The organism is Hoeflea sp. TYP-13, from assembly GCF_040932035.1.
GTDB lineage: Bacteria > Pseudomonadota > Alphaproteobacteria > Rhizobiales > Rhizobiaceae > Hoeflea_A.
Genome location: NZ_JBFRBB010000005.1, coordinates 248,573 through 273,084, shown reverse-complemented (window position 1 = coordinate 273,084; position 24,512 = coordinate 248,573). Strand labels below are relative to the sequence as shown.

Genomic DNA, 24,512 nt, shown 5'->3' with positions numbered 1-24,512 from the left:
CCGTATGCCAATTGCTGCCTGCGCTTCATCACTGGGTCGGCGTCGCCTTCGGTTCAACCGGCTTTTCAAGCAGCCGGCCCCAATTGGTGCGGTCCTCCATCTGGGTCCGGGTCTTGTCGCTGATGAAGCCCTTGACGTTTGGCGGAATCCATCCGCCTGCCAGACCCTTGTAGACAGAGATCAGGTTGGTCAGGACATTTGCGCGCGCTGCCAGCAGGCGGGCTTCCGAATTGAGCAGCGACCGTTGCGCATCGAGAACACGGTCGTAGCTGGCGGTGCCGTCCCGGTACTGTTCAAGCACCTCGGCTTCGGCGCTTTTGGACGCCGCGACGCTGCGGGACAGGTAAACGGCCTGCTTTTTCGACTTTACAAACGCGACCAGTGCGGTTTCGACCTCCGAATAGGCGTTGAGCACGGTGTTCTTGTATTGCAGCAGTGTTTCCTGGAATTCCGCGTCCTGAACACGCACATTGTTTTGTATGCGGCCATAGTTGAGAAAGTTCCAGGAAAAGGCAGGGTTGATGAAACCCTCGAAGCTGCGTGTATTGAAAAGGCCGCTGAAATCGCTGGCCTTCAGGCCCACGGCGCCGGAGATGGTGAATGCCGGGTAGAGATCGGCTTTTGCCACACCGATCTGTGCCGACTGGGCGGCGGCCATATATTCCGCAGCTCTGATATCGGGCCGGCGTCGCAGCATGTCGGCGGGAACGCCCACGGCCACGGTGGCCGGCACGCGCGGAAGCCGCTTGTATTTCTTCAGCCGCGGCGCAACCTTTCCAGGGGTTTCTCCCAAAAGCACGCTCATGGCGTTCATGGCCTGTGCAAGCTCAGCCTCATAACCGGGCAGCGTTGCCAGCGTGCTGTTGTAGGATGCCGTTGCCTCGTCGACATCGAGCCTCGTCGTGGTTCCGCCTTCAAGCTTGACCTTGGCGATATCGAGGCTCTCTTTCTGCAATGCGAGGTTCCTGCGGGTGATGGCGATGAGGCCCTGCAGTTCGCGGATGGTCACATAGGTTGCAGCGATATCGCCGGTCAGCGTGACGAGAGCATCGTCGTAGCTGGCGATCTGATAGAGGAGGTTTGCCCGCGCCGACTGCACGTCGCGGCGGATCTTGCCCCACAGGTCGATTTCCCAGCCGGCGTCGAAGCCGGTGCTATAGCGGGTAAAGTTCGGATCGAGCGGGATGAACTGCTGGATATCGCGCACGAGCGGTTCGTTTTCGCTGAGCTGGACGGATTCGACGCCTGCGCCGACCTGCTGCTGTTGCGGAAAAAGCTCGCCCTTGGCAATACCGAGCTGCGCACGTGCCTGGTAGACCCGAACGCCGGCAGCCTCAAGCAACACATTTTGCTTGTATGCTTCGTCGATCAGCGATGTCAGAGCCGGATCCTTGAACAGGGTCCACCAGTTGTTGACCGCCTGGCTGCGGGTGGTGAAGCCGGTTTTGCTGTCGACAGGCAAACCCGCGCCCTTGCTCCAGCTTCCCAGATAGGGTGCTTCGGGCCGTTCGAAATCCGGGCCCACCATGCATCCGGCCAACAAAAGACCGGTCAGTGCCGTGGCCGCGACGGTTATTATGTGTCCGGAGCCCAGGCTGAATTTTCCAAGCACACCCGCCATGATTACAGATCCAATGGGAACAGGAAGTTGGCCCAGCTGTAGAGCCGAATGTTGATTCGGCGCAAGGGCGCAAATCCTTTTCCAAGGCCGGTATAGATTGCGGCCGCTCCGTGCACACCGGCCGGCAGCCGTTTCAGATTGGGGTCGTCAACCTTGATCTGGACTGCGATACGGCCCTGCAGCTTCGGCAGCCGGAAAGCCGGAACATTGCCACTCGGCTTGATCTGACCCTGGCCGGTGCCCCACCAGACAGCCTCGACGCTGCCCTTGAAGATCTGACCGGGATAGATGTCGAGCGCCACTTCCACTTCCTGGCCGGGTTCCACGAACTTCAGATGTTCCTGATAGTAGGTTGCAAGCAGGTAAGGGTCGGCATCGGCGACCAGCACCGCAAGTGCGGCAATGCGCCGGTTGCCGACGACAAGTCCGGGACGGGCCTGCTGGGTGATGACAACCCCGTCTTCGGGTGCCCGCAGGGTGGTCTGTTCGAGATAGTACTGCGATTTTTTAAGCTGCGCCTCGGCGCTGACGACTTGCGCGTTGACGCCGTCGACCTTGGCGTCGCGGGCAAGCTCCGCCTTCTGCACATTGGCCTGGGCTTCGGCGACCTGGGCGTTTGCGGCGGCCAGTTGCTGCGTCCATTTGTCGAGCGTTTCCTGACGCGCGCCACCCTTGGGCACGAGGTCGGTATAGCGATTGACCTCTTCCTGCGCATAGGTCTGGTTGGCGACGGCTTCGGCGAGCGCGTCGTTGGCAAGTTCAACATCGGTATCGAGGATCTTGGCGTTCTGCTGCGCCTGGACGAGATTGGCCTGATCCGTTGCCACATTGGCCTCATAGATCGTCTTGTCGAACTGGTAGAGAACGTCGCCGGCCTTGACCTGCTGATTGGCGGTGACGAGTACTTCCTTCAGGATGGTCGGCTGCGTCAGCCTGGGAACGAGCTGAATGGTCGGGCGCACGACGTGGCTGTCCAGCGAAAAGGGCTGGAAAAACCGCAGCGCCACAAGGAATATCAGCAGAAGATGGACGCCTACCCAGAAGCCGACGATGCCCCAGACGATATTGAACTTCAGCAGACGAAACCGGAAAAATACGAGCCAGACAAAGACGATATAGGCTACGACAATACCGATCGCTACAAACATCCACCTACCCCGCTATGCCGGTTTGTCGGGTTTGTCGGAACTGCTTTCGGCGGATTGCTGCGTCTCGTCTCCATTGTTGTTTTCCCGGATGTCGTCTCCCGAAGGTCCATCCCTTGTTACAACCCGTTTCGCCGGGCCCCCGGGAAGCGGAATTCCGTAGACGGAAGCCTTTTGCACATCCAGATCCGAATCGCTGTCGGGCATGGAGCGGACATCGACGAGGGTTGCTTCGTGCAGTGCCCAGATGATGGCGTGAATCCAGGGAAATACGGTAAACAGGCCGATCCAGCCGATAATCTTGACCGCTTCAGCGTGCGGGTGGTTCCTTCTCTCGGCTATCTTGCCGGGCAGGCTGCCGAGCTGAATGAGGATATAAAAAAATGCGATGATGAGGACGAGCAGGAAGAGGAAGGTCAGGTAATCATACCCGGTCAATGTCCAGTCAACCAAGTGCATTGAGCCGCCTCCCCTTGTAGGATCCCTGTTACCGACGCACCGTTGCAGGCCGCGCGCCATAGTCGCCTGCCGATTGAAATATTGCAACACCGGCAATCATAAATTGGCAGTGCATCACACAGCGTTGAGCGGCAGCGCGCTGATATGTTCGTGAAGAAAATCCATCACACGCCGGATGCGTTGACTGGTGCGCAGTTCCTGATGCGATGCAAGCCAGATCGGCAGCGCGGGAATCTCTATTTCGGGAAGAATGCGGCGCATTCCCGGGTGGCCATGGGCCAAAAAATGGGCGGCAAAGCCGATCCCGGCTGCGGCCTTGATCAGCTCCACATAGGCCACCTGATCATCGGTGCGCATGGCAAAGGAGGTTCTTTGCGCCCGGATGCCCATATCCGCCATGCCATCAATGATCAGGCTCGACCGGTCCATTCCGATAAGCCGGTGTTGAAAGAGCTCATCCGCGCTGGCGGGCGTGCCGTGGCGCGCAAGGTAATCCTCATGCGCATAGGTGCCCATGCCGAGATCATTCGTCTTGCGGGCGATTACGTCGTTCTGCAACGGCCGCACCATGCGAACGGCGATATCGGCGTCACGGCTCAACAGGTTTTCAACGGTGTTGCTGGGAACCAGCTCGATCTGAATGTCGGGTTCCGCATCGCCAAGCGCTGCGAGAACTGAGGGCAAAATATAGGTTGAGACAACCTCGCTTGCGGTAATGCGCACCGTTCCGCTGACGGATTGCGCGCGGCCGGCTGCCTTGACCGTCAATCGCTCGGCTTCGGCACGCATGGCCCTTGCGTCATCGACAATCGACAGGCCCGCCTCGGTCAGGCTCATGCCGCTGCGCCCGCGTACGAACAGAATGAGGCCGAGCGAATTCTCAAGGGCGTCGATATGGCGCCCGAGCGTCGGCTGGCTGACGCCGAGATGGTCGGCAGCGGCGGCAAGCGTTCCGTGTTCCGCCACCGCGAGAAAGCTTCGAATCAGGTTCCAGTCCATATAGTTCGATACATATTTGAATATTAATCATGCATGGTCTTCAATTTAAAATACGATAATGAAGCGATAGTGTCGAGGCATGATTTTCAATTCTGAAGGAGATGGATCAATGCAGACAATCGCGGTTCTCGGTGCCAACGGGCGGCTCTCCAACGCCGTTGCAAAGGCGTTTCATGCTTCCGGATACAGGGTGATTGCAGTCACCCGTTCAGGCAATGCCCGAGGGCTTGCCGCAGAAATCGAACAACGCACTGCCGATGCGATGGACCGGCAGGCCCTGATCCGCGCAACACAGGGCGCCGGTTTCATTTTCAACGGGCTTAACCCGGCCTATACGCAATGGAAGCGGTTTGTCCTGCCGATGGGTGAGAATGTCATGGCGGCGGCCCGCGAGCACGGTGCGGTTCACCTGTTTCCCGGCAATGTCTACAACTACGGCCGCACCATTCCGTCTCATGTGCACAGTTACACGCAACAAAAAGCTGAAACACGCAAGGGACTGATCCGCATCCGGCTGGAAGAACTGTTTGAGGACCGGGCAAAACGCAACGGCGTCCAGACAATCTTGCTGCGCGCCGGAGATTTTTACGGTGGGCCGGTCACCGGGTCCTGGTTCGATCTTGTCATTGCATCGAAGATGGCTAAGGGCGTTTTCACCTATCCGGGCCCTCCGGATGTTGCGCACAGCTGGGCCTATCTGCCTGATCTTGCGGAGACATTTGTTCGTCTTGCCGGCAAAGCCGGCGAGTTGCAGCGGTTCGCAACCTTTCTGTTTCCCGGGCACACGATGACCGGCGACGAGCTGAAACGCTACTGCGACGCCGCAGCCGATATGCCATTAAAACGGGCCGGCGTTCCCTGGCCGCTCCTGAAAGCGGGAGCGCTGGTGGTGCCGATGCTGCGGGAGGTCTGCGAGATGGCATACTTGTGGAAAGTGCCGCACAGCCTTGACGGACATGCGCTGGACGCGGCAATCGGCGCCGTGCCGTGTACCGAACCGCAGGCGGCCGTTGCCGCTGCACTGGCCGATCTGGGAGTGACTGCCGCGCATCCACAGCAAAACAGAGCTTTCGCTGCGGTGTAACCATCCGAAAACAAAAGACCCGCCTTGAGGGCGGGTCAATCTGTTCTAGACAAAGTCCACTTCGTTCGACAGCGGGAGTTTCCTGATGCGCTTGCCGGTCAGCGCAAAGACCGCATTGGCGAGGGCGGGTATGGACGGCGGCGTGCCGGGCTCCCCGGCGCCACCCATGTGCGCGGCATTTTCCAGCACCTCCACTTCGATGTCAGGACACTGGTTCATCCGTATTGCATCATAGTCATGGAAGTTGGACTGCTCGACCATGCCGTCGGAGAAGGTGATCTCCTGTCCGACCGCCGATGACAGGCCAAAGACGATGCCCGACATCATCTGGGCCTTGAAAATTTCGGGGTCGAGAACTTCGCCCGGATCCGCAACACACCAGACCTTTTCGATGCGGATCGAACCGTCCTCGTCCTTGACCTGAACGATCTGCGCGACCCAGGTTCCGAAGGACAGTGCAAAGGCAACGCCCTGTGCCCGGTTTTCCGGCATCGGCTCGCCCCAATGGGCCATGTCGCCAACCCTTTGAAGAACGCCCGTTGCCGTCGGCCAGGAGCTGGCCAGTTCCAGCCTGAGAGCCAGCGGATCCTTGCCTGATTTCGCTGCAATCTCATCCAGGAAGCTCTCCTGCATAAACGGGTTGAAGGAGTTGCCGACCGAACGCCAGAAGCCTACCGGTATCGAAAGGTCCGCCTTGGCGGCGTCGATGCGGTAGTTGTCGATGTCGTAGGGCTGGTCGTAGGCCCCTTCGATGATCGTCTTGTCCGGTCCACCGGCGGGCAGGCTCGGATAGGTGCGGCCAAGCAGGCTTGCCATGATCGATGGTGCTGCAACGGTTGCGTGCAGTGCCTTGGGATTTCCGGCATTGTCGAGCACGGCCCGGTAGCGGCTGACCGCTCCGGGCCGGTAGGTATCGTGCGTGGTGTCTTCCTCGCGGGTCCAGGTGACCTTGACCGGCCTTCCTTCCGCCGCCATGGCGAGCTTGGTCGCATAAATGGGAAAATCAACCTCGCCGCGCCGGCCGAAGCCGCCGCCGAGGAAGGTGGTGTGGATGTTGACCTGATCGCTGTCGATACCGGCTGTCGATGCGCAGATGTCCTGCAGGATCGTCGGCGCCTGGTTGGGTGCCCACACATCCAGTTTGCCGTCCCGGAACCAGGCCGTTGCGTTCATCGGCTCCATGCAGGCATGGGCAAGGAACGGCACCTGGTACTCAGCTTCGATAAGGTTGTCGCTCGGCGCGTCGGCAAATGCGGTCACGACATCGCCGGCCTCGCGCAATGAAGAGTATTCACCGCCGTCGAGCGCTTCCTTCAGCTTGGCGGTAATGCCGTCCGTATCGGCCGGATAGGGCGCCGGACCCCAATCGGCCTTGACAGCCTCGGCGGCCTGGAAAGCCCGCCAGCTGTTGTCGGCGATGACCCCGAAACCGTTTCCGGTCTGGCTTTCGATCGGAACGACCTTGACGACGCCCTTCATCTTTTCGGCATCGCTCGCGTCAATGGAATTGACTGCGCCACCCAGGCGAGGGTTCATCCTGACCGTTGCGTAGAGCATGTCGGGCAGATCCACATCGACACCGTAGATGGGTGCGCCGGTCGCCTTTTTTCTGACATCGGTGCGTGGCTGGGATTTGCCGAGCAGCTTCCATTCGGAGCGGCCGCGCAGCTCCATATCGGCGGGCGGCGTCTTGCCGGCCGCGGCCGCTGCCAGTTCGCCATAGGTCGCCGACTTGCCGCTGGCGGGATCGGTGACGGTTGCATTTTCCGTTACCAGCGTTGATGCCGGTACGCCGAATTTCTCGGCTGCCGCCTGTTTCAGCACTTCGCGTGCGGCACATCCGGCATGGCGCATCTTTTCGAATGCGTCGATGGTTGCCGACGAGCCGCCGGTAGCCTGCAATGCCAGGAACTTGGAAATAACTTCCATGACGCTGCGCATGCCCTCGGCGGAAAAGCTCCTGTCGAAGGTCGGAAACGGAGCCGATTCGATCAGCATTGCCTGGTTCATATAGGCAGGCGATGCCGGGCCATGCTCGACCACGATGTCTTCCAGACCGACATCAAGCTCCTCGGCTACAAGCGCCGCAAGCGTTGTCGATACGCCCTGGCCCATCTCCGCCCGCGGTACGATAATCGTGATCGTATTGTCGGGCGCGACCGTCACATAGTGATTGAAGGAGACCTCGCCGTCGTCCAAATCCGCCAGCAGGGGATTGGGGTGTTCGCGCTGGTAGAAATAGTAGCCGACCGCAAGGCCGCCGGCGACAGCGCCCGTGCCGATGAGGAAGGTGCGGCGGGCGATTTTGCGAAGGCGGGATTTTTTCGGTTTGCTTGCTGGTTTGCTCATCGATCAGGCTCCCACTTTCATGGCCGCAGCGCTCTTGATGGCGGCGCGGATGCGCGGGTAGGTGCCACAGCGGCAAAGATTGCCGGACATGGCATCATCGATGTCTTCATCCGTCGGATTCGGAATATCACGAAGCAGTGCCACCGCACTCATGATCTGACCGGACTGGCAATAGCCGCATTGCGGAACCTGTTCCTTGATCCAGGCCTCCTGGACGGCATGCAGCGTTTCCTGCGAGCCGATCGCATCGATCGTGGTCACTTCGCCGTCGACATCGCCGATCGCCAGCGAACAGGAGCGCACCGGCTCTCCATCGACATGGACCGTGCAAGCGCCGCACATTGCGATACCGCAACCGAATTTCGGCCCCTTGATTTTCAATTCATCCCGCAAAACCCACAAAAGAGGCATTTCGGACTCGATGTCCAGCTCGTGGACCGTCCCGTTGACAGTCAGTTTCATGGCTTGTCTTCTCCCGTGTCGGACTTGCTTTGACTGCACGCAATAGTGCAAAACCGGTGGCGCATAGGATGCGTAATTATGAGTATTTGACAAAATAACAATTAATGTCAGAATGTCAATAATATGATACCGAGCACCGACGATCCGCGTCGCGACCTGATATTGCAAGCTGCCTACAAGCGCTTCGTGAATTATGGTTTCAAGCGCACCTCAATGGAGGACATTGCCGTGGCAGCCGGTATGTCACGACCTGGGCTCTACCAGCATTATCGCAACAAAGCGGACATTTTCAGGGCATTTGTGGCTGCGATGAAGGCGGTGATGGTTGAAGAAGTGAACGAGGCTTTGTTCACGGACCGGCCATTTACGGAAAGGCTATTCGACGCCTTTGATCGCGGTATCCTGCAGGTGCACAGGGAGATTTCGGCAACGCCCCATGGCGACGAACTGCTTGGCCTCAACAAAGAGATTGCCGGCGACATGTTCGATGCGTGGCTGCTCGACATCGAGGCGGCGCTGCATGAAGGCCTTCTGGAGGCAATGCGGCGCGGGGAGTTCAAACTGGCGGATGAAAGCATGGATTGCGGGGCTCTTGCCAGGCTGATTGTCAACACGATCGAGGGAATCAAGACCAGAGCCCAATCCCTCGAGCAGATCGAGGCCGAGTTTCGCGATCTCGCAAATCTTATTGTGATGGCCGGCAGCCGATGACGCAGCGTCATCGTGTTGACATTGAGGGCTGATTGTACCACCTCACGGCATAATGCATCCTGGCCGGCACAGAGGTTCCGATGAGCAACTATTATTCGCACGTATTTGCAAGACGTCCGTCGGTCGCGGTCGATGTCGGCGGCGTGAAGATCGGCGGTGACCATCCGGTCGTGGTGCAGTCCATGACAAATACCGACACGGCGGATGTCGATGCAACCGTTGCGCAGGTCGCAGCGCTCTTTAAGGCCGGATCAGAGATCGTCCGTGTTACCGTCGACAGGGACGAAAGCGCGGCTGCCGTGCCGAAAATCCGCGAAAGGCTGGAGCGCCTGGGGCTGGACGTGCCGATTGTCGGCGATTTCCACTATATCGGCCACAAGCTGCTGGCCGATCATCCGGCCTGTGCCGAGGCACTGGCCAAATACCGCATCAATCCGGGCAATGTCGGTTTCAAGGACAAGAAGGACAAGCAATTCGCCCAGATCGTGGAAACGGCGATCCGCCACGACAAGCCGGTGCGCATCGGTGTCAATTGGGGATCGCTCGACCAGGTGCTGCTGACGCGGCTGATGGACGAAAATCACGAAAAGGGAGGCCCCCTCAGCGCCCAGGAGGTGATGCAGGAGGCGATTGTGCAATCCGCACTGCTTTCGGCCGAGCTTGCCGAAGAGATAGGTCTTGGGCGCGACAAGATCATTCTGTCGGCCAAGGTCAGCCAGGTACAGGACCTTATTGCTGTCTATACACAGCTTGCCAAGCGCTCGGACCACGCCTTGCATCTCGGCCTCACGGAGGCGGGCATGGGCAGCAAGGGCATTGTTGCGTCATCCGCCTCTCTTGGCATTATCCTCCAGCAGGGTATTGGTGACACTATCCGTATTTCGCTGACGCCCGAGCCCGGAGGCGACCGGACAAGGGAAGTGCAGGTCGCACAGGAGCTTCTTCAGGTCATGGGCTTCAGGCAGTTTGTCCCGGTGGTCGCCGCATGTCCCGGCTGCGGGCGTACAACCTCCACGGTGTTTCAGGAACTGGCGCAGAAGATCGAAAGCGACATTCGGCGCAACATGCCGGTCTGGCGGGAAAAATATCCCGGGGTTGAGGCGCTCAACGTCGCGGTCATGGGATGCATCGTCAACGGACCGGGTGAATCCAAGCATGCCGATATCGGGATTTCACTGCCCGGCACCGGCGAAAGCCCCGCCGCACCGGTCTTCGTCGACGGTCGGAAGGTCAAAACCCTGCGGGGCTCCAATATAGCCCGGGAATTCGAAGCGATGGTGAATGACTATATCGAAAACCGTTTCGGGCAGGGCCGTCAAAAGGGGCCCGATGCTGCTTAGTCCTGTGCGCTGTCTAGGCGGTATCGCGATGGGCCGGGAGTTCATCACCGAACTCTCCTCCGAGCCAGGTCTCTAGCTTGGCCGCCAGCTTTTCCGGTGAAATCGGTTTCGGCAGATAGTCGTCCATGCCGGCATCAAGGCAGCGGGAGCGGTCGTCCTTGAGCGCATGGGCGGTGACGCCGATGATCGGTGTGCGCACACCGCTGCCCTCCTCGTGTTGACGGATATGGGCCGTTGCCTGGTAGCCGTTCATGCGCGGCATGGAGACATCCATCAGGATGAGCTTGGGCTTTAAGGCCTGCCACAGTTCGATAGCCTCCTGGCCGTCACTGGCGATGCGGAATGTAAATCCTGTTTCCCCAAGCATATGATCGAAGACCATCTGGTTAACATCGTTGTCTTCGGCGACAAGGATGTCGAGGGTTTGCGGCTTGGGAGCCGGCGCAACTTCCCTGACTGCCTCTTGTTTGACGAGCGTCGGCAGTGGATTCAGCTGAACCTCCGGCTGCGGAGCTGCAGCAGCGTCAACCGGACCACAATGCCTTCTTGTCAAAACAGATGTGATCGTCTCCAGCATCAGCGACGCTCGAACCGGTTTTGTCAGATTGCCGGCGAAGCCGAGCCGATCGCAAAGTTCGGCGGTCCCCGTTTGGTCGACCGCCGTCATCAGCAGAACCGGGATATTGGCCGTATGCTGCGAAGCGGCCAGTTCCGAGCGCAGCCTTCTGCCGGACTCATCCGGCGTCGGCGTATCGAGGATGATTAGGTCGGAGGGTAGCCCGAGTTCGGCAGACTTTCTTGCAAGAGCCACGGCAAGAGGGATCGACTCCACGGCGGCGCAGTCAAACGACCAGCTGCGCAGTTGCTCTCGTATGACATCCTGGCTGATTTTCATGCCATCGATGACGATAATGCGCGCACCGTTGATATCGACCGGCATTTCCGGTTGTTCATGGTCAACCCTGCGGCTGACCGGCAATTTGAGTTCAATCCAGAAGGTCGATCCTTTTCCGACGGTGCTTTCTACACCGATTCGGCCTCCCATCAGTTCAATGAGGCCGGCTGCGATGGCAAGGCCAAGGCCGGTGCCTTCGTATTTGCGTGTCGAAGAACCATCAACCTGGCTGAATTTGTCGAATATTATACTGAGTTTGTCAGACTGGATTCCGGGACCGGTGTCTTCGACGGTCATGCGGATATCAGCCTTGCCGTCCGTTACAAGTCCGTGGACGTTGACAATAATCTGGCCGTGATCCGTAAATTTGACCGCGTTTCCAACAATGTTCGTCAATATCTGGCGGATCCGCCCGACGTCACCGACAAAGGCGTCGGGCAGGTTGGGATCGTATCGCACCACCATTTCGAGGTCTTTTTCCGCAACATTGCCGGCAAGCAGAGTGGCGATGTCCTCGATCGCTTCGCGCAGGCTGAACGGTGCGGGGTTAAGCTGCATCTGACGGGCGTCGATTTTCGAGAAGTCCAGGATATCGTTGATTATGGTCAGGAGCGCCTGACCGGATTTGACGATGATGTCGGTAAAGGTGCGCTGCTTGTTGTCGAGGTCGGTGCGGGCCAAAAGCTCCGCCATTCCGAGCACGCCATTCATCGGTGTCCTGATTTCATGGCTCATATTTGCCAGAAACTCGGATTTGGTCCTTTCGGCGGCTTTGGCCTTGCTGCTTTCCCGCTGCGCCTGGGCAACGGCAATATCCAGCCGTCTTACCGTGCGCCACAACAGAATGTCGATTGGCAAGAAAACGAAAAAGCCAAGGGCAAGCAGCACCGCAATCGTGGTCAGGAGAAAGGTCTGCACCTTTCGGCCCTGTGCCATAGTCGTATCTTTGAGCGATTCCAGGATGATCTGGGAAATCTTGGCGCCGGTGTGGTTGAGGAAACTGTCGTAAATGGAAAACAGGAGCTTGCCGGACCAGCGCAGATCGTCAACTGTTTTGGCTGCCTCGATTTTCGAGCCGTCGGTGATGCGCTCATACTGCTTGAAAGGATCATCCGCGCGCATGTAGCGATCGGCGGCATACACAGTTTCCCGCAGTTCTTCCGGTGTCTTGGGAGAGAGCCACAGGTCGCGGAAATGTTGAAACTCCTCCTTGACGGCGTTTTGTCGGAATAAAAGTCCCTTTTTTACAGATTCGATGCTGGCGTCGTCTGACAGCTGTTCCACCTGTTCGGCGCGAGCGGCCAGGGATGCCAGTGCCTCATCAAGCTTGCCGAGCTCCTTTACCATCAGCCCCAGATGACCGATTGAACGATTTTGAGCCTGCTGTTCTCCGTAAAAATAGATGCAGATGCTGCCGATCAGAGCCAGAGTGGCGACATAGCTGATGCGCAGAAAGGCAGATATCCGTTTCCGGCCCTTTCTATTGTCGCTCAAATCTTCCATTCGGGTACCAATAACTAAACGAATAATATGTTGCGGAAAGGCATCCAGCTCTGCACGTCTCGCCGCGGGAAATCAGGTTTTGCACTGCGCGAAAATTGTCGCGCAGGACGGGCATCTGGTCAGAGGCGTATCGTCATGATTGCGCCCGCATTTTTTCAAGGAACAGTTAATGTGTCCTTAAACGTTTCAATTTTGGGGCAGTTCGCGCGGTCTTTGGCGATTCTAACCGTTTCGCGGCTAATGTCTTGATGGACAAGGCCGCGTTTCAGTGCTCGCGGTCGGCGACAAAAAGCGCTGCTGAGCGCAAGACATGAGCCCGGCCTCCATAGGGTTCGAGCAGCTCGCATGCCTCGGTTACAAGCCCCGCAAGCTGATTGCGTGCCCAGCTGGCGCCGTACAGTGCCAAGAGGGTTGCCTTGCCGCGTTCCGCATCCTTTCCGGTCGCCTTGCCCATCGATCCGCTATCAGATGTGACGTCGAGCAGATCGTCAGCAAGCTGGAAAGCAAGGCCGATGGCTTCACCGAAGCGTTTGAGACTCTCGCGATCGGCCGCCGGAGCGCCGGCCAGTATGGCGCCGGCCTCGCAGGAATAGCGGATCAGTGCGCCGGTTTTCATCGCCTGCAGTGTGATGATGCCGGCCTCATCCGGTGGCGCCGATTCCGCCAGCAGGTCCAGCGCCTGCCCGCCTGCCATGCCACCCAGACCTGCGGCACGGGAAAGCGCCAGCACCAGTTCAGCCTTGCGTCCGTCGTCCAGTTCCGTTTCCGGTGCGGTTACGATTTCAAATGCAAGGGTCAAAAGCGCGTCGCCGGCCAGAATGGCCGTTGCCTCGTCAAAGGCGATATGAACCGTGGGAAGGCCCCTTCGCAGATCGTCATTGTCCATGGCCGGCAGATCGTCATGGATAAGCGAATAGCAGTGAACACACTCGATGGCGGCCGCCACACGAAGGGCCGCGGCCGGGTCTGCACCCATCAGCGCGGCCGTTTCAAGCACCAGGAACGGCCGAAGCCGCTTGCCGCCATTCAATGCGCCGTGGCGCATGGCGGCCAGCAGGTGGCCGGGCCGCGCTATCTCGCCGTCGCGAATGCGCGTGTCGAGAATTTCCGCCAGTATCCCTTCGACCTGTACCGCTCTTTCGACAAGCCGTTCTGAAAAGTCGTTTGTGTCGCCGTTCATGCGTCCTCTTCGCACGATGCGTCTGTAACGGCAATGGTTTGATATTACATCCGCGCGGTTGTTAGCCGCATACCAAAGTAGGTTCTATTTTGTGCAATGCTGCTTTATTGAGGAACAAGCGATCAGAAAACCGGGGATGTTTTGGCGCCAAAGAAGAAAAAACGAAAAAACAAGCGACGGACTGGTCGCATCAGGCGTTTTGTGTTGCGCGCGATCGTCGTTGTTGTGGCGGTTCCGTTTATCTTGATGCTTTTGTACAAACCGTCCTTTGTTCATCCGGTATCCACAATGATGTTGGGCGATATCGTCCTGCTGCGCGGCTATGAGCGTCAGTGGGTGAAATTCGATGACATCGCACCAGCGCTGGTTCAATCGGTGCTAGTGTCCGAGGATGGCCGGTACTGTTCCCATGATGGTGTGGACTGGAGTGCGATCAACCTTGTCATCGACGAGGCTCTGGACGGCGAAAGACCGCGCGGTGCAAGCACCATTCCAATGCAAACGGTCAAGAATCTCTTTTTGTGGTCGAGCAGGTCCTATGTCCGAAAGGTGCTGGAAGTGCCGCTGGCCATTTCGGCCGATGCGATCTGGTCCAAACGGCGTTTGATGGAAATCTATCTCAACGTCGCCGAATGGGCTCCGGGCGTGTATGGCATCGAGGCCGCTTCGCTCTATTACTACGGCGTTCCGGCCGCTCAGTTATCGCGCAGGCGGGCAGCCTATCTTGCCGTCACCCTGCCCAATCCTCACAGGCGCGATCCGGTGAATCCGTCACGGGGGCTGACACGCCTTGCAGGCGTCGTTGAGCGCCGCGCACACCAATCGGGCGCATATATCAAATGTCTTTATGAATAGGCCAAGTCCTATTTGTTTGTAATCTTAATGCGTTGGGCTTATGTGCGGGGCCTGACTGGGGGTGCGTGACTATGGGAAAAACACCGTTTTGGACTGATCTTCGCCGACTTACCGGGGATGGAATGTCTCCGCGACCGCCATTTGTCGGGTCACGGTTCGACGAGACCGGACGGTTTTTGCAGGAACGCGGCAATACCATCGTCAATCATGTGGTTGCCGGCACGCAGACGGAACGGGCGCTGCTTGAGGTGCGCCGTCGTCTGATGACACTGCCCTTTGCCGACCACTTTGCATTCACAGCCCCGGGCAGCCTGCACATGACACTTGCGCAGGGCATTATCGAAACCCGGCGCAAACAGCATTATTGGCCCGCCGGATTTGATCTCGAGGCACCGGTTGATGATATCACCCGAACGTATCTGGAGCGGTTCGCCGACTTTCAGGATCTTGGATCCTACAGCATGCGGGTCGATGCCGTCACACCCTATGGTGTGATTGTCACCGGTGCGACGGAGCGCGATAACGAAACGTTGCAGCGCTGGCGCGACGCGCTGTGTGATCCGTTCGGCTATCGCCATCCCGACCACGAGGCCTATGTATTCCACATTACTATTGCCTATCTGGCAAAATGGTTGCCGCCCGAGGCGCTGGAACTGTACGAAGTGGCGCTTGACGAGATGCTGGACCGCCTCACGCAAACCGTTTCGCTGCTGGAGTTGGGACAGCCGGCGCTTTGCAGCTTCGAGGATATGAACCATTTCGAGCCGTTGCTTTATCTGCGCTAGGAGCGGGAGCTCGTCCACTGAAGGAGCATGAACCCATGAGCGAGTTGGTACTTTACATCGGCAACAAGAATTATTCGTCCTGGTCGTTCAGGCCATGGTTTGCAATGCGTGCCCTCGGAATTGAATTCAGGGAAGAGCTGGTTCCCTTCGACATGAAAGCTGGCAACCCGGCCTTCTCTGCATTTTCTCCGACAAATAAGGTGCCTGTTCTCAAGCATGGAGAACACACGATCTGGGAATCGCTGGCGATCCTGGAATATCTCAACGATCTCTTCTACGAAGTCCATGTCTGGCCGCACGAGCATGACCACCGTGCTCACGCGCGGTCGATCTGCTGCGAGATGCTCAGTGGATTTGCAGCGCTCCGCAACGAGTGTCCGATGAATATGCGACGCACACCCGCCGCCCTCGACGTGTCCGACGCGGCAAGAAGGGATGTGGCGCGAATCGAGGAAATCTGGCAGGACTGCCTCGAGCGCTACGACGGACCGTTCCTCTTCGGGCACATTTCGGCGGCGGACGCCATGTTTGCGCCGGTGGTTAACCGCCTCGACATCTACTGTCTTACTGAAAACCGTGTTGTCCGGTCCTATATGGACCACATGAAGGGCTTGCCCGCCTGGCAGGAATGGGAAGCCGCAAGTCGGGCGGAAGAATGGATCGTGGACGAGGACGAGGTCTGACCGGCAGGAAAAACGGCCTTTGGAAGCCCAGAACCGCACATTTGGCAAAAAAATAGGCGCGGGTGCTGGTCAAACGGCCAATTGCCATGTATAAGCCCGCGCAATTTCCGAGATTGACACGTGTCCTTTTCGGCCCCAGACCGGCCGGTGAACACGTATTGCCCGCGAGTGGAGTAGACCCATGGCTGTACCTAAAAGTAAAATAACCCGCTCGAAGCGCGGCATGCGCCGCTCGACCGATGCACTCAAGGCTCCCACCTATGTGGAAGACAAGAACTCAGGCGAACTGCGCCGTCCGCACCATATCGATCTGAAGACCGGCATGTACCGCGGACGTCAGGTTCTGACCAACAAAGAAAACGCATAAAGCGACAGATTTCGTCTGATCTTTGAGGCCGGCTGCCAAAGCCGGCCTTTTTTTGTTTGAAAATGGCACACCCATCCATTTTCAGTGGCAAGCGCCACACATCAGACGCATGTGATCTGCAATTATGTGTTATCGAAATTGAATTGAGAGCAGAGCGGGGGCGAATAAAAAACGATGCTGGCGGCAATTCCATTAATGATCATTCCGCTGATTTTCTACAATGTGCTGATCTTCGGTCCGTTCAGCGGGTCCGGCGTTGCGGCGCTGTCGATGGAGATGTTCAGCGTCGAAATGCTGTCCGGCGCGGTCTGGATGATGCAGCTTGGCGACGTGGTTGTCGTTACCGCTCTTGCCCTATTGTTTTTTGAAGTGGTCAAGGCAACCAGGACAGGTGGATGGTCAGTCGTCGATCACCTGCTTTCGACCCTGGTATTCGTTGCTTATCTTGTCGAGTTCCTGCTGATAAAGGGCGCAGCCACCGATACGTTCTTTATCCTGGCGGTTGTCGCATTTATCGATCTGATCGCCGGGTTCTCGGTATCGATCAAATCGGCCGGACGCGACGTATCCATCGGTCTATAGGGAAAAACGCCGCGCCAGCCGCCATCGATACTGCTCTAATTCCGCGTGAGAGCGGTTTCCGCCAGCTTCACCCAATAGGTGACGCCGTGCGGAATGACCTCATCGTTGAAATCATATTCGGGATGGTGAAGCGAGGCCGTGTCGCCATTGCCGATAAAAATGAACGAACCCGGTCTTGCCTGGAGCATGAAGGAAAAATCCTCTCCGCCCATCGTCGGGGCCACTTCTGAATTGACCTTGTCAGCGCCGGCGATCTCGCCGGCGATCGAGATCGCAAATTCAGTCTGATCCGCATGGTTGAAGGTCACCGGATATCCGCGATGGTAGTGGATTGAAGCCTCGGCATTGTGGGCATCGGCGATGTTGTGGACAATCTGGGAAATGCGCTCTTCAGCCATCGCCCTGACATCTGCGTCGAGTGTACGCACCGTGCCTGCGAGCTCGGCTTCCTCAGGAATGACGTTATAGGCGCTTCCGGCGTTGAATTTGGTCACCGAGACGACAATGGATTCCAGCGGATCCGCATTGCGCGAGGCAATGAGCTGCAGGCCGGAGACGATCTGTGCTCCAATGGTGATCGGATCGATTGTCTGATAGGGCATGGCCGCATGGCCGCCCTTGCCTCTGACCGTGATGGTGAATTCGTCGGTTGCGGCCATGATTGCGCCGCTGCGAATGGCGAACTCGCCGACTGCAAGGCCGGGCATATTGTGCATGCCGAAGACTTCCTGGATGCCGAAGCGTTCCATCATGCCGTCCTTGACCATTTCGTCGCCGCCGGCGCCGCCTTCTTCGGCCGGCTGGAATATCACCGCCACCGTGCCGTCGAAATTACGGGTCTCGGTCAGATATTTTGCTGCACCCAGAAGCATCGCGGTGTGCCCGTCGTGGCCGCAAGCGTGCATCTTACCGTCGGTTGTGGACGCCCAGGGTTTGCCGGTCGTCTCCTTGATCGGCAGAGCGTCCATATCCGCGCGCAACCCGATGACACGTTCGGTTCCGCTATTGCGGCCCTTGATTATGCCGACAACGCCTGTGCGACCGAGGCCGGTTACCACTTCATCACATCCGAACGCCTTCAGCTTTTCTTCGACAAAACCGGCGGTTTCATGCACATCGAAAAGCAGTTCAGGATGGGTGTGAAGGTGCCGTCGCCATTCGGTTATTTCTGACTGCAGTTCAGCAGCGCGGTTCAGTATCGGCATTAAGTATACCTCGTTGTCGTATTTGGACGTTCTGGATGTATGGCATATAAGGCAGGTTTCCGGTACATACAATTTGTGTTCCGTAGTTCGCCGGAGTTCAACCCTGCCCATGCGCCGTCTAACAAGTATATTCGCAATTGTTTTTGCTGCACTTTGGTGTGTGCTTGTTTTTACCATCGCAGCCAACAGTGCCGGCCCGACCATCGTTGTCGATGTCAACTCCGGCAAGGTGCTTGAGCACAAGGACGCCTTCCAGCGCTGGTATCCGGCTTCGCTGACGAAGCTGATGACAGCCTATGTCGTGTTTCGCCAGGTCAAGGCCGGAAAGAAGTCGATGCAGAGCCCGGTTACAATCTCTGTCAACGCAGCCAAGGCACCACCGAGCAAGATGTATTTCAAGGCCGGCTCACAGCTGACCCTCGACAATGCAATGAAGATCATACTGGTAAAATCGGCCAACGATGTATCCGTGGCGATAGCCGAATCGGTGGCAGGCAGCCACGCGCAATTCGTTGCCATGATGAATGCGGAGGCCGCCCGCCTTGGAATGACGGATACAAGGTTCATCAATGCCAACGGCCTGCCCGGAAAGGGGCAAAGAACGACGGCGCGGGACATGGCGCTGCTTGGCGTTGCCCTGAAGCGCGAATTTCCGCAGCACGAGCATTATTTTTCGCTCGAAGCGATCAACACCGGAAAGAAGACCTATACGAACTACAATATCCTGATCGGCCGGTTTCCCGGTGCCAACGGGATGAAGACCGGCTTTATCTGCGCCTCCGGCTTCAATCAGGTTTCTTCGGCCACCCGCAACGGTAAAACAGTCGTATCGGTTGTGCTCGGCGCCAAGGATCAGGAAGAACGCGCCGTTGAATCGGCGCGCCTCCTGCACAAGGGGCTGACAACGCCAGGATTGGCGAAGCCCGTGCTTTATTCCATGCGGCCTTATGGAAAGAACCGCTCGCAACTCGTCAACCTCAGATCGGTTGTCTGCACCAAGGAGGCGCGCAAGGCCCGCTATGGCGGAAGGGATGTCGAAGGGCGCATGAAGCTTGAATCGGCCTATATCAAGCCGCTGAGAAGAAAAGCAAGAGCCGTCCGGGTCGGCCTTTCGGGCCGCGTTCCACCTGGGCTGGCTTCAGGCAAGATACCCGTACCGAGATCGCGGCCCCGGAACATTGCCTCTTCGGCGGAGCCGGTCGCATCGACACAGCTGAAGCCGGCGTACAACGTCCCGGTACCGAAGGCCCGCCCAAGGCTGTAATCAGCATGAATCAGCAAAATCCAATTCCCGTATCGGTGCTGACCGGTTTTCTGGGATCCGGCAAGACGACGCTGTTGAACCGGCTTCTAAAAGACCCGGAATTGCGCGACACGGCGGTGATAATCAATGAATTCGGCGATGTCGGTATCGATCATCTGCTGGTCGAACAATCGAGCGACGGTGTCATTGAGCTGTCTGACGGCTGCCTGTGCTGCACGGTCCGCGGTGAACTGGTCGACACGCTGGCGGATCTTATCGACCGCCTGCAGACAGGGCGTCTCAAGTCGCTCGAGCGTGTGGTGATCGAAACCACCGGACTTGCGGATCCGGCGCCGGTGCTGCATGCGATCATGGGGCATCCTGTCCTGATGCAGAATTTCCGTCTCGACGGGGTGATTGTTGCGGTCGATGCCGTCAATGGCGACAGCACGCTCGATCATCACGAGGAAGCGGTCAAGCAGGTAGCCGTTGCCGACCGGATCGTTTTGACCAAGACCGACCTCATCGATCCGGCGTCTAAGGATTTCGCGCACTTTACCGCCCGGCTAATGCGTATCAATCCGGGCGCACCGCAAATATCGTCTCATGACGAGGACGCGATTGTCGCACAGCTTTTCGATTGCGGACTGTACGATCCGGCGACAAAAACCGCCGATGTCGCCAGGTGGCTGCGCGATGAGGCCTATGCGCACCGCCATGACCACGCGCATGACGTCAACAGGCACGATGCGCGCATTCGCGCATTCACGCTTGTCGAGGACAAGTCGATCGATCCAGGCGCGCTCGAAATGTTCATCGATCTTCTGCGCTCCAGCCAGGGCGACCAGCTGTTGCGCATGAAGGGGATCGTGAAGCTATCGGATAATCCGCAACGTCCGGTCGTCGTTCACGGCGTGCAATCGATTTTCCACCCGCCGGCAAGATTGGCGCAATGGCCCGATGACGACCACCGTTCGCGGCTGGTGGTCATCACGCGCGACCTCGATCAGGACTATGTCACAAGGCTGTTTGCGGCGTTTACCGGAAATCCGCAGATCGACACGCCGGACCGCGACGCGGTGGAAAACAACCCGCTTTCCATTCCGGGCTTCAAGCCGTAAGGGCCGCCTATCTGCTTCGTCACAAGCTGGTAAACGGGGTTGTCCTGTAATCATTAGTTTATTTCATCGCCGATAAGCGAACGACCAATAGGCACTCGCCATCAATGCCCGTAGCGCATCTCCGGTGCGGTCGTATCCGAAAAATATTCGATCATAGAGAGACCCGCTATACCCGCAGTGCACCGTTGCGGGCTCTAGTCACCGGCATGGCGGCGGGCATTCGTCATGTCGTCGAGCTCCCGGCACAAACCGGTAGAGACGACCGTTCCGCGTTGAATTCTTGATACCTCCCGAGCAACGCGGGACGGTCAGCTGCCTTTTTCGATGAGGAAACGGTGGCCGCCTTCAACGCTATGCGTCTCAAGCAGCTTGTGGCCGTATTCGGAACAAAAATGCGGGATGTCGACAGTTGCCAGGGGATCGCTGGTTTCAACCCAGATGCGCGCGCCCGGTTCAAGCGCCGTCATGCGTTTTTTTGTCTTCAGCACCGGCAGTGGACATTTCAGCCCGCGCAGATCATAACGCGCGGCCACATTGTTTTCGTCCATTCTGTCTACCAGACCCGCCACCAGGATTTCTTCTTGCGCGGCTGTTTTGTGCTCGCGGTTTCGGAAGGTGAAGGTGTGGGCGTGGGGGTTGTTACGGCCGTATCAACCGAGGCAGCCGGAGGCAGTGGTTCCGGCGAGACAGAGGCCGGCGCCGTGCTTGGCAGCGGCTCGCGCGCCGACACTGCCCTTTGCTCTATTCTGCTCTGCTTTTCGGTCGTTTTCGGCGCGAGAAGAGTTGCAATCGCAGGCGTCTTGAGCGGTTTTTCGATTTCCTTAACCGCCTTGGCGAACTGGGCGTCATATTTCTTCTGGTGAGCGGCATAGGCGAGCTGCAGCGACTGTGGCGCCGCAGATGGCGGGCAGGCACGTCTCGGATGGAATTCGTCACCCTCTTCTTCAACCATCTGGTTGAAGACATATTTGCCGTCGCACACATCGACCTTCGGAGGTCTTTTCGTCAGCTCGAAATGATCGTAGCCGACCTTCAGCATCTGCCAGTATTCGTAGTGCTTGCTGTCGCGGTGGGCGGCCATGTTGTCGGCGGTCATGCGAAACGGATAGGCCTGAACTTGGAATGCCGACTGTCCGCCGCGAAAGGCTTCGCGCGCAAATGCGTATATTTCGATGACCTGTTCGTCGGTCATGGAATAGCAGCCCGCCGAGGAGCATGCCCCATGTACCATCAGATTGCTGCCGGTGCGGCCATGGGCCCGGTCATATCTGTTCGGGTAACCCATGTTGAAGGACAGGTAGTAGCTGGAATTGGGATTCATCTGGTGGGGCCTGATATCGTAGTAGCCCTCTGGCGCCTGCCGGTCGCCTTCCCTGAATTTCGGCCCCAGCTGACCCGACCATTTGCAGATCTCGTATTCCTTTACGAGCGCATAGCGGCCGGTGCCCTTCGCCTTCCAGACCTCGAGAATACCTTCCTGCTTGAAGATACGCATCATGATCGGCGCGCGCACGCGCTGATCGTGGGCTTTCATCTTGTTGACCAGCTTTTTGGGAAGCTTGTATTCAGCCTTGTTGTCGACGGACTCAAGAACATCCTGGCAGCCTGCCAGGGCCACGGCCAGTCCCGATACAACAATCGCCGTTTTCCAGCCAATCAGACGCACTGTGCCCCTTTCCTATCCATTTGCCGCTGGCGATCTCGACAGCCAATGGTAGTGCCGTGATCCCATTTTTGGACCCGTTTCCCCTGCGGCCGACAGAACGTCGCAGAATGAAACATCTCATGTCGCCAAAAATATGACGGAGATGTTTCCGAATTCTTTACCACAATCGCGATTTTACGTGACTTCACAAAATTGTAACTGCAAGCGCGCTTTCAGTCGGCAATCAAAGATTGCGGCCCATTTCCAGAAACTTCTTGCGGCGATTTTTACGCAGGGTGTCGCCGTCTTCTGCCTGAAGCTCGGCAAGGCCGGCTGCAATCCTGTCGCCCGTCGCCGCGATGGTCGCAGCCGGATCACGGTGCGCGCCGCCGACGGGCTCCTCGATGATATCATCGATCACACCGAGATTTTTCAGGTCCTGTGCGGTGATCTTCATATTGGCCGCGGCGTCCTTGGCGCGGGTGGCATCGCGCCACAGGATCGAGGCCGCGCCTTCCGGCGAGATCACGCTGTAGATGGCATGTTCGAGCATATAGATGCGGTTTCCGGTGGCGATTGCAATCGCTCCGCCCGAACCGCCTTCACCGATGACAACGGAGATGATCGGCACCTTTACATTGAGGCACATTTCAGTCGAGCGGGCGATGGCTTCGGCCTGGCCGCGCTCTTCGGCTCCGACGCCCGGATAGGCACCCGACGTGTCGATCAGCGTAATGACCGGAAGTTCGAACCGGTCGGCCATTTCAAGGATGCGTACCGCCTTGCGGTAGCCTTCCGGCCGGGCGCTGCCGAAATTGTGGCGGATGCGCGACTTGGTGTCGTTGCCCTTTTCCTGGCCGATGATGGCGACGCCCTGGCCGCGGAAGCGGCCAAGTCCGGCCTGAATGGCCTCGTCATTGGAAAACTTGCGGTCGCCGGCAAGCGGCGTGAACTCGTCAAAGAGCGCCTCGGCGTAGTCGCAAAAATGCGGACGGGCCGGATGACGGGCAACATGGGTTTTCTGCCACGGCGTCAATTTCGAATAGAGGTCGGCGAGGACTTCTTTTGCTTTTGCTTCCAGCTTCTCGATTTCGGCGGTGGTGTCGATGATCTCATCTTCACCGGCTAGCTTTCTGAGCTCGTGAATTTTGCCTTCGATGTCGGATAGCGGTTTTTCGAAGTCGAGATAGTTGAGCATGTATTTATCGATCTCGGGCTGTTTGTTGGGCGCGTTTGTTGTTCTGGCTAAGAGCCATTGCTCTGCAAAGCAAGTAAAATTGCTGGTTTTGGCCGTCTATGTGCGGTTTTTCTCCGCAATTGCAAGAGGGTGATGGTCGCTGACGAGCCTGTGCAGGCGCTCTTCGAGGACGTGTGTGTAGATCTGTGTGGTGGAGATATCGGAATGGCCAAGCAGTTCCTGAACGACCCGAAGATCGGCTCCATTGTGCAAAAGATGGCTTGCAAATGCGTGGCGCAACACGTGCGGCGACAGGGATTTTGCGCTAAGGCCGCAGCGCGCGGCAAGACCTTTCAGCTCCCGCGCAAAAACCTGGCGCGGCAGATGGCCGCTGGCCGAGCGGGACGGAAAAAGGAAGGGCGAATCCGCGTCAGCGCTCGCCGACAGCATGGCGACATAGCGTGTCAGCGCGTCGCGCGATGCAGACGACAAAGGCACAAGGCGCTCCTTGTTGCCTTTGCCCTTGATGATCAGAAAACGGTCGTCATCCTGTGCGGCGACCGACATCGGCAGTCCGACAAGTTCGGAAACCCGCATTCCGGTGGCATAAAGCAGTTCGATCAAAGCCAGGAGCCGGCGACGCTGCAGCCGGGATCCGTCGTCCTGACCGGCTTCGTCGGCTTCGCTTCTCGCCCGGTCGATCAATGTGGTGACATTTTCCATGCTAAGGGTCTTTGGCAGCGATTGTCGCTTCTTCGGTGAATCGAGCACGCCGCTCGGATCGTCACCGCGAATGCCTTCAGCATATAAAAACCTGTAGAACTGGCGCAGCGCCGATAGCCGCCTTGCCTGTGAACTGGCCGCAAAGCCTCTGTCGGCGACGTCGGAGAGATAGTGGCGAAGATCGTCGCTCGTAGCGCCCGTCAGGCTCGACCGGCCGCCGCGCAGGAAGGACTGCGCGTCTTCAAGATCGTTGCGATAAGAGGACAACGTGTTTCCCGCAGCTCCCCGTTCCGCGCTCATCATTTCGAGAAAGGCTTCAAGATGTGCAAGGCTCAGATCAGCCATGACGGCCCGCCGGCTTACAGGCTGCTTTGATCG

Annotated in this window: 23 protein-coding genes; 10 read left to right on the top strand and 13 right to left on the bottom strand. The window is 58.0% G+C overall.

Annotation, left to right across the window (positions count from 1 at the left end; translation table 11 throughout):
- Positions 1-28 precede the first annotated feature (28 nt).
- The 4 genes from ABVT35_RS24340 to ABVT35_RS24325 form a co-directional block, all read right to left on the bottom strand.
- Entirely contained in the window at positions 29-1,621 is a 1,593-nt protein-coding gene (locus ABVT35_RS24340; protein ID WP_368470100.1) for an efflux transporter outer membrane subunit, read from the bottom strand.
- Positions 1,622-1,623: 2 nt separating this feature from the next.
- Entirely contained in the window at positions 1,624-2,769 is a 1,146-nt protein-coding gene (locus ABVT35_RS24335; RefSeq protein ID WP_368470098.1) for an HlyD family secretion protein, read from the bottom strand.
- Between the two features lie 12 nt (positions 2,770-2,781).
- Positions 2,782-3,225 carry a DUF3302 domain-containing protein gene (locus ABVT35_RS24330; protein ID WP_368470096.1) on the bottom strand — a complete coding sequence of 148 codons (444 nt, stop codon included), beginning with the start codon at positions 3,223-3,225 and terminating at the stop codon, positions 2,782-2,784.
- A gap of 114 nt (positions 3,226-3,339) precedes the next feature.
- On the bottom strand, positions 3,340-4,224 hold the full coding sequence (locus ABVT35_RS24325; protein ID WP_368470095.1) for a LysR family transcriptional regulator: 885 nt from the start codon (positions 4,222-4,224) through the stop codon (positions 3,340-3,342).
- Positions 4,225-4,333: 109 nt separating this feature from the next.
- Between ABVT35_RS24325 and ABVT35_RS24320 the strand changes: the two genes are divergently transcribed.
- A complete protein-coding gene (locus ABVT35_RS24320) occupies positions 4,334-5,308 on the top strand; it encodes an NAD-dependent epimerase/dehydratase family protein (RefSeq protein ID WP_368470093.1) in 975 nt (324 codons plus the stop codon).
- Positions 5,309-5,353: 45 nt separating this feature from the next.
- On the opposite strand, the gene ABVT35_RS24315 is transcribed toward ABVT35_RS24320, so the two are convergent.
- Complete coding sequence (locus ABVT35_RS24315; protein WP_368470091.1) at positions 5,354-7,657, bottom strand: molybdopterin cofactor-binding domain-containing protein; 2,304 nt, start codon at positions 7,655-7,657, stop codon at positions 5,354-5,356.
- A gap of 3 nt (positions 7,658-7,660) precedes the next feature.
- The gene (locus ABVT35_RS24310) at positions 7,661-8,119 is read right to left on the bottom strand and encodes a (2Fe-2S)-binding protein (protein WP_368470089.1); all 459 of its coding nucleotides are present in this window, start codon (positions 8,117-8,119) and stop codon (positions 7,661-7,663) included.
- Positions 8,120-8,242: 123 nt separating this feature from the next.
- Between ABVT35_RS24310 and ABVT35_RS24305 the strand changes: the two genes are divergently transcribed.
- Positions 8,243-8,830, top strand: a complete 588-nt coding sequence (locus ABVT35_RS24305; RefSeq protein WP_368470087.1) for a TetR/AcrR family transcriptional regulator — start codon at positions 8,243-8,245, stop codon at positions 8,828-8,830.
- A gap of 80 nt (positions 8,831-8,910) precedes the next feature.
- The gene (ispG, locus tag ABVT35_RS24300; protein ID WP_368470086.1) at positions 8,911-10,170 is read left to right on the top strand and encodes a flavodoxin-dependent (E)-4-hydroxy-3-methylbut-2-enyl-diphosphate synthase; all 1,260 of its coding nucleotides are present in this window, start codon (positions 8,911-8,913) and stop codon (positions 10,168-10,170) included.
- 13 nt (positions 10,171-10,183) lie between these two features.
- Here the strand turns inward: ispG and ABVT35_RS24295 are convergent, their stop codons facing one another.
- Positions 10,184-12,559, bottom strand: a complete 2,376-nt coding sequence (locus tag ABVT35_RS24295) for a response regulator (RefSeq protein ID WP_368470084.1) — start codon at positions 12,557-12,559, stop codon at positions 10,184-10,186.
- A 274-nt stretch (positions 12,560-12,833) separates the two neighbouring features.
- Positions 12,834-13,748, bottom strand: a complete 915-nt coding sequence (locus ABVT35_RS24290; protein WP_368470080.1) for a polyprenyl synthetase family protein — start codon at positions 13,746-13,748, stop codon at positions 12,834-12,836.
- A gap of 189 nt (positions 13,749-13,937) precedes the next feature.
- Here ABVT35_RS24290 and ABVT35_RS24285 point away from each other — a divergent pair, with 189 nt between their 5' ends.
- The 5 genes from ABVT35_RS24285 (at position 13,938) to ABVT35_RS24265 (ending at position 17,020) form a co-directional block, all read left to right on the top strand.
- Positions 13,938-14,603: a biosynthetic peptidoglycan transglycosylase gene (locus ABVT35_RS24285; protein WP_368470445.1), complete on the top strand. Its 666-nt coding sequence runs from the start codon at positions 13,938-13,940 to the stop codon at positions 14,601-14,603.
- 122 nt (positions 14,604-14,725) lie between these two features.
- Positions 14,726-15,388: a DUF1868 domain-containing protein gene (locus ABVT35_RS24280; protein WP_368470078.1), complete on the top strand. Its 663-nt coding sequence runs from the start codon at positions 14,726-14,728 to the stop codon at positions 15,386-15,388.
- A 35-nt stretch (positions 15,389-15,423) separates the two neighbouring features.
- Positions 15,424-16,071, top strand: a complete 648-nt coding sequence (locus ABVT35_RS24275; RefSeq protein WP_368470076.1) for a glutathione S-transferase family protein — start codon at positions 15,424-15,426, stop codon at positions 16,069-16,071.
- Between the two features lie 181 nt (positions 16,072-16,252).
- Positions 16,253-16,438, top strand: a complete 186-nt coding sequence (rpmF, locus tag ABVT35_RS24270; RefSeq protein WP_368470074.1) for a 50S ribosomal protein L32 — start codon at positions 16,253-16,255, stop codon at positions 16,436-16,438.
- A gap of 174 nt (positions 16,439-16,612) precedes the next feature.
- Positions 16,613-17,020: a hypothetical protein gene (locus tag ABVT35_RS24265; RefSeq protein WP_368470072.1), complete on the top strand. Its 408-nt coding sequence runs from the start codon at positions 16,613-16,615 to the stop codon at positions 17,018-17,020.
- A 35-nt stretch (positions 17,021-17,055) separates the two neighbouring features.
- On the opposite strand, the gene ABVT35_RS24260 is transcribed toward ABVT35_RS24265, so the two are convergent.
- A complete protein-coding gene (locus ABVT35_RS24260; RefSeq protein ID WP_368470070.1) occupies positions 17,056-18,225 on the bottom strand; it encodes a M20 aminoacylase family protein in 1,170 nt (389 codons plus the stop codon).
- A 109-nt stretch (positions 18,226-18,334) separates the two neighbouring features.
- Between ABVT35_RS24260 and ABVT35_RS24255 the strand changes: the two genes are divergently transcribed.
- Together ABVT35_RS24255 and ABVT35_RS24250 are read left to right on the top strand one after the other, a co-directional pair.
- The gene (locus tag ABVT35_RS24255; RefSeq protein ID WP_368470068.1) at positions 18,335-19,489 is read left to right on the top strand and encodes a D-alanyl-D-alanine carboxypeptidase family protein; all 1,155 of its coding nucleotides are present in this window, start codon (positions 18,335-18,337) and stop codon (positions 19,487-19,489) included.
- A gap of 5 nt (positions 19,490-19,494) precedes the next feature.
- Complete coding sequence (locus ABVT35_RS24250; protein WP_368470066.1) at positions 19,495-20,589, top strand: GTP-binding protein; 1,095 nt, start codon at positions 19,495-19,497, stop codon at positions 20,587-20,589.
- 308 nt (positions 20,590-20,897) lie between these two features.
- Here ABVT35_RS24250 and ABVT35_RS24245 read toward each other — a convergent pair whose 3' ends face one another.
- The 4 genes from ABVT35_RS24245 to ABVT35_RS24230 all read right to left on the bottom strand — a co-directional run bounded on the left by ABVT35_RS24245 (position 20,898) and on the right by ABVT35_RS24230 (position 24,479).
- Positions 20,898-21,137 (bottom strand): sulfurtransferase TusA family protein, encoded by a 240-nt coding sequence (locus tag ABVT35_RS24245; protein ID WP_368470064.1) that lies wholly within the window; start codon positions 21,135-21,137, stop codon positions 20,898-20,900.
- Positions 21,138-21,142: 5 nt separating this feature from the next.
- Complete coding sequence (locus ABVT35_RS24240) at positions 21,143-22,255, bottom strand: L,D-transpeptidase family protein (RefSeq protein ID WP_368470062.1); 1,113 nt, start codon at positions 22,253-22,255, stop codon at positions 21,143-21,145.
- 223 nt (positions 22,256-22,478) lie between these two features.
- Positions 22,479-23,432: an acetyl-CoA carboxylase carboxyltransferase subunit alpha gene (locus tag ABVT35_RS24235; RefSeq protein ID WP_368470060.1), complete on the bottom strand. Its 954-nt coding sequence runs from the start codon at positions 23,430-23,432 to the stop codon at positions 22,479-22,481.
- A gap of 96 nt (positions 23,433-23,528) precedes the next feature.
- On the bottom strand, positions 23,529-24,479 hold the full coding sequence (locus tag ABVT35_RS24230) for a site-specific tyrosine recombinase XerD (RefSeq protein ID WP_368470059.1): 951 nt from the start codon (positions 24,477-24,479) through the stop codon (positions 23,529-23,531).
- Between the last annotated feature and the right edge of the window lie 33 nt (positions 24,480-24,512).

What these genes read in the sequence shown, in the direction of transcription:
- ispG (WP_368470086.1), top strand. Translation starts at nt 8,911, where the DNA reads ATGAGCAACTATTATTCGCACGTATTTGCAAGACGTCCGTCGGTCGCG.
- ABVT35_RS24335 (WP_368470098.1), bottom strand. Translation starts at nt 2,769, where the DNA reads ATGTTTGTAGCGATCGGTATTGTCGTAGCCTATATCGTCTTTGTCTGG.
- ABVT35_RS24315 (WP_368470091.1), bottom strand. Translation starts at nt 7,657, where the DNA reads ATGAGCAAACCAGCAAGCAAACCGAAAAAATCCCGCCTTCGCAAAATC.
- ABVT35_RS24275 (WP_368470076.1), top strand. Translation starts at nt 15,424, where the DNA reads ATGAGCGAGTTGGTACTTTACATCGGCAACAAGAATTATTCGTCCTGG.
- ABVT35_RS24325 (WP_368470095.1), bottom strand. Translation starts at nt 4,224, where the DNA reads ATGGACTGGAACCTGATTCGAAGCTTTCTCGCGGTGGCGGAACACGGA.
- ABVT35_RS24230 (WP_368470059.1), bottom strand. Translation starts at nt 24,479, where the DNA reads ATGGCTGATCTGAGCCTTGCACATCTTGAAGCCTTTCTCGAAATGATG.
- ABVT35_RS24320 (WP_368470093.1), top strand. Translation starts at nt 4,334, where the DNA reads ATGCAGACAATCGCGGTTCTCGGTGCCAACGGGCGGCTCTCCAACGCC.
- ABVT35_RS24340 (WP_368470100.1), bottom strand. Translation starts at nt 1,621, where the DNA reads ATGGCGGGTGTGCTTGGAAAATTCAGCCTGGGCTCCGGACACATAATA.
- ABVT35_RS24310 (WP_368470089.1), bottom strand. Translation starts at nt 8,119, where the DNA reads ATGAAACTGACTGTCAACGGGACGGTCCACGAGCTGGACATCGAGTCC.
- ABVT35_RS24235 (WP_368470060.1), bottom strand. Translation starts at nt 23,432, where the DNA reads ATGCTCAACTATCTCGACTTCGAAAAACCGCTATCCGACATCGAAGGC.
- ABVT35_RS24265 (WP_368470072.1), top strand. Translation starts at nt 16,613, where the DNA reads ATGCTGGCGGCAATTCCATTAATGATCATTCCGCTGATTTTCTACAAT.
- ABVT35_RS24290 (WP_368470080.1), bottom strand. Translation starts at nt 13,748, where the DNA reads ATGAACGGCGACACAAACGACTTTTCAGAACGGCTTGTCGAAAGAGCG.
- ABVT35_RS24305 (WP_368470087.1), top strand. Translation starts at nt 8,243, where the DNA reads ATGATACCGAGCACCGACGATCCGCGTCGCGACCTGATATTGCAAGCT.
- ABVT35_RS24330 (WP_368470096.1), bottom strand. Translation starts at nt 3,225, where the DNA reads ATGCACTTGGTTGACTGGACATTGACCGGGTATGATTACCTGACCTTC.
- ABVT35_RS24260 (WP_368470070.1), bottom strand. Translation starts at nt 18,225, where the DNA reads ATGCCGATACTGAACCGCGCTGCTGAACTGCAGTCAGAAATAACCGAA.
- ABVT35_RS24250 (WP_368470066.1), top strand. Translation starts at nt 19,495, where the DNA reads ATGAATCAGCAAAATCCAATTCCCGTATCGGTGCTGACCGGTTTTCTG.
- ABVT35_RS24280 (WP_368470078.1), top strand. Translation starts at nt 14,726, where the DNA reads ATGTCTCCGCGACCGCCATTTGTCGGGTCACGGTTCGACGAGACCGGA.
- ABVT35_RS24245 (WP_368470064.1), bottom strand. Translation starts at nt 21,137, where the DNA reads ATGGACGAAAACAATGTGGCCGCGCGTTATGATCTGCGCGGGCTGAAA.
- rpmF (WP_368470074.1), top strand. Translation starts at nt 16,253, where the DNA reads ATGGCTGTACCTAAAAGTAAAATAACCCGCTCGAAGCGCGGCATGCGC.
- ABVT35_RS24255 (WP_368470068.1), top strand. Translation starts at nt 18,335, where the DNA reads ATGCGCCGTCTAACAAGTATATTCGCAATTGTTTTTGCTGCACTTTGG.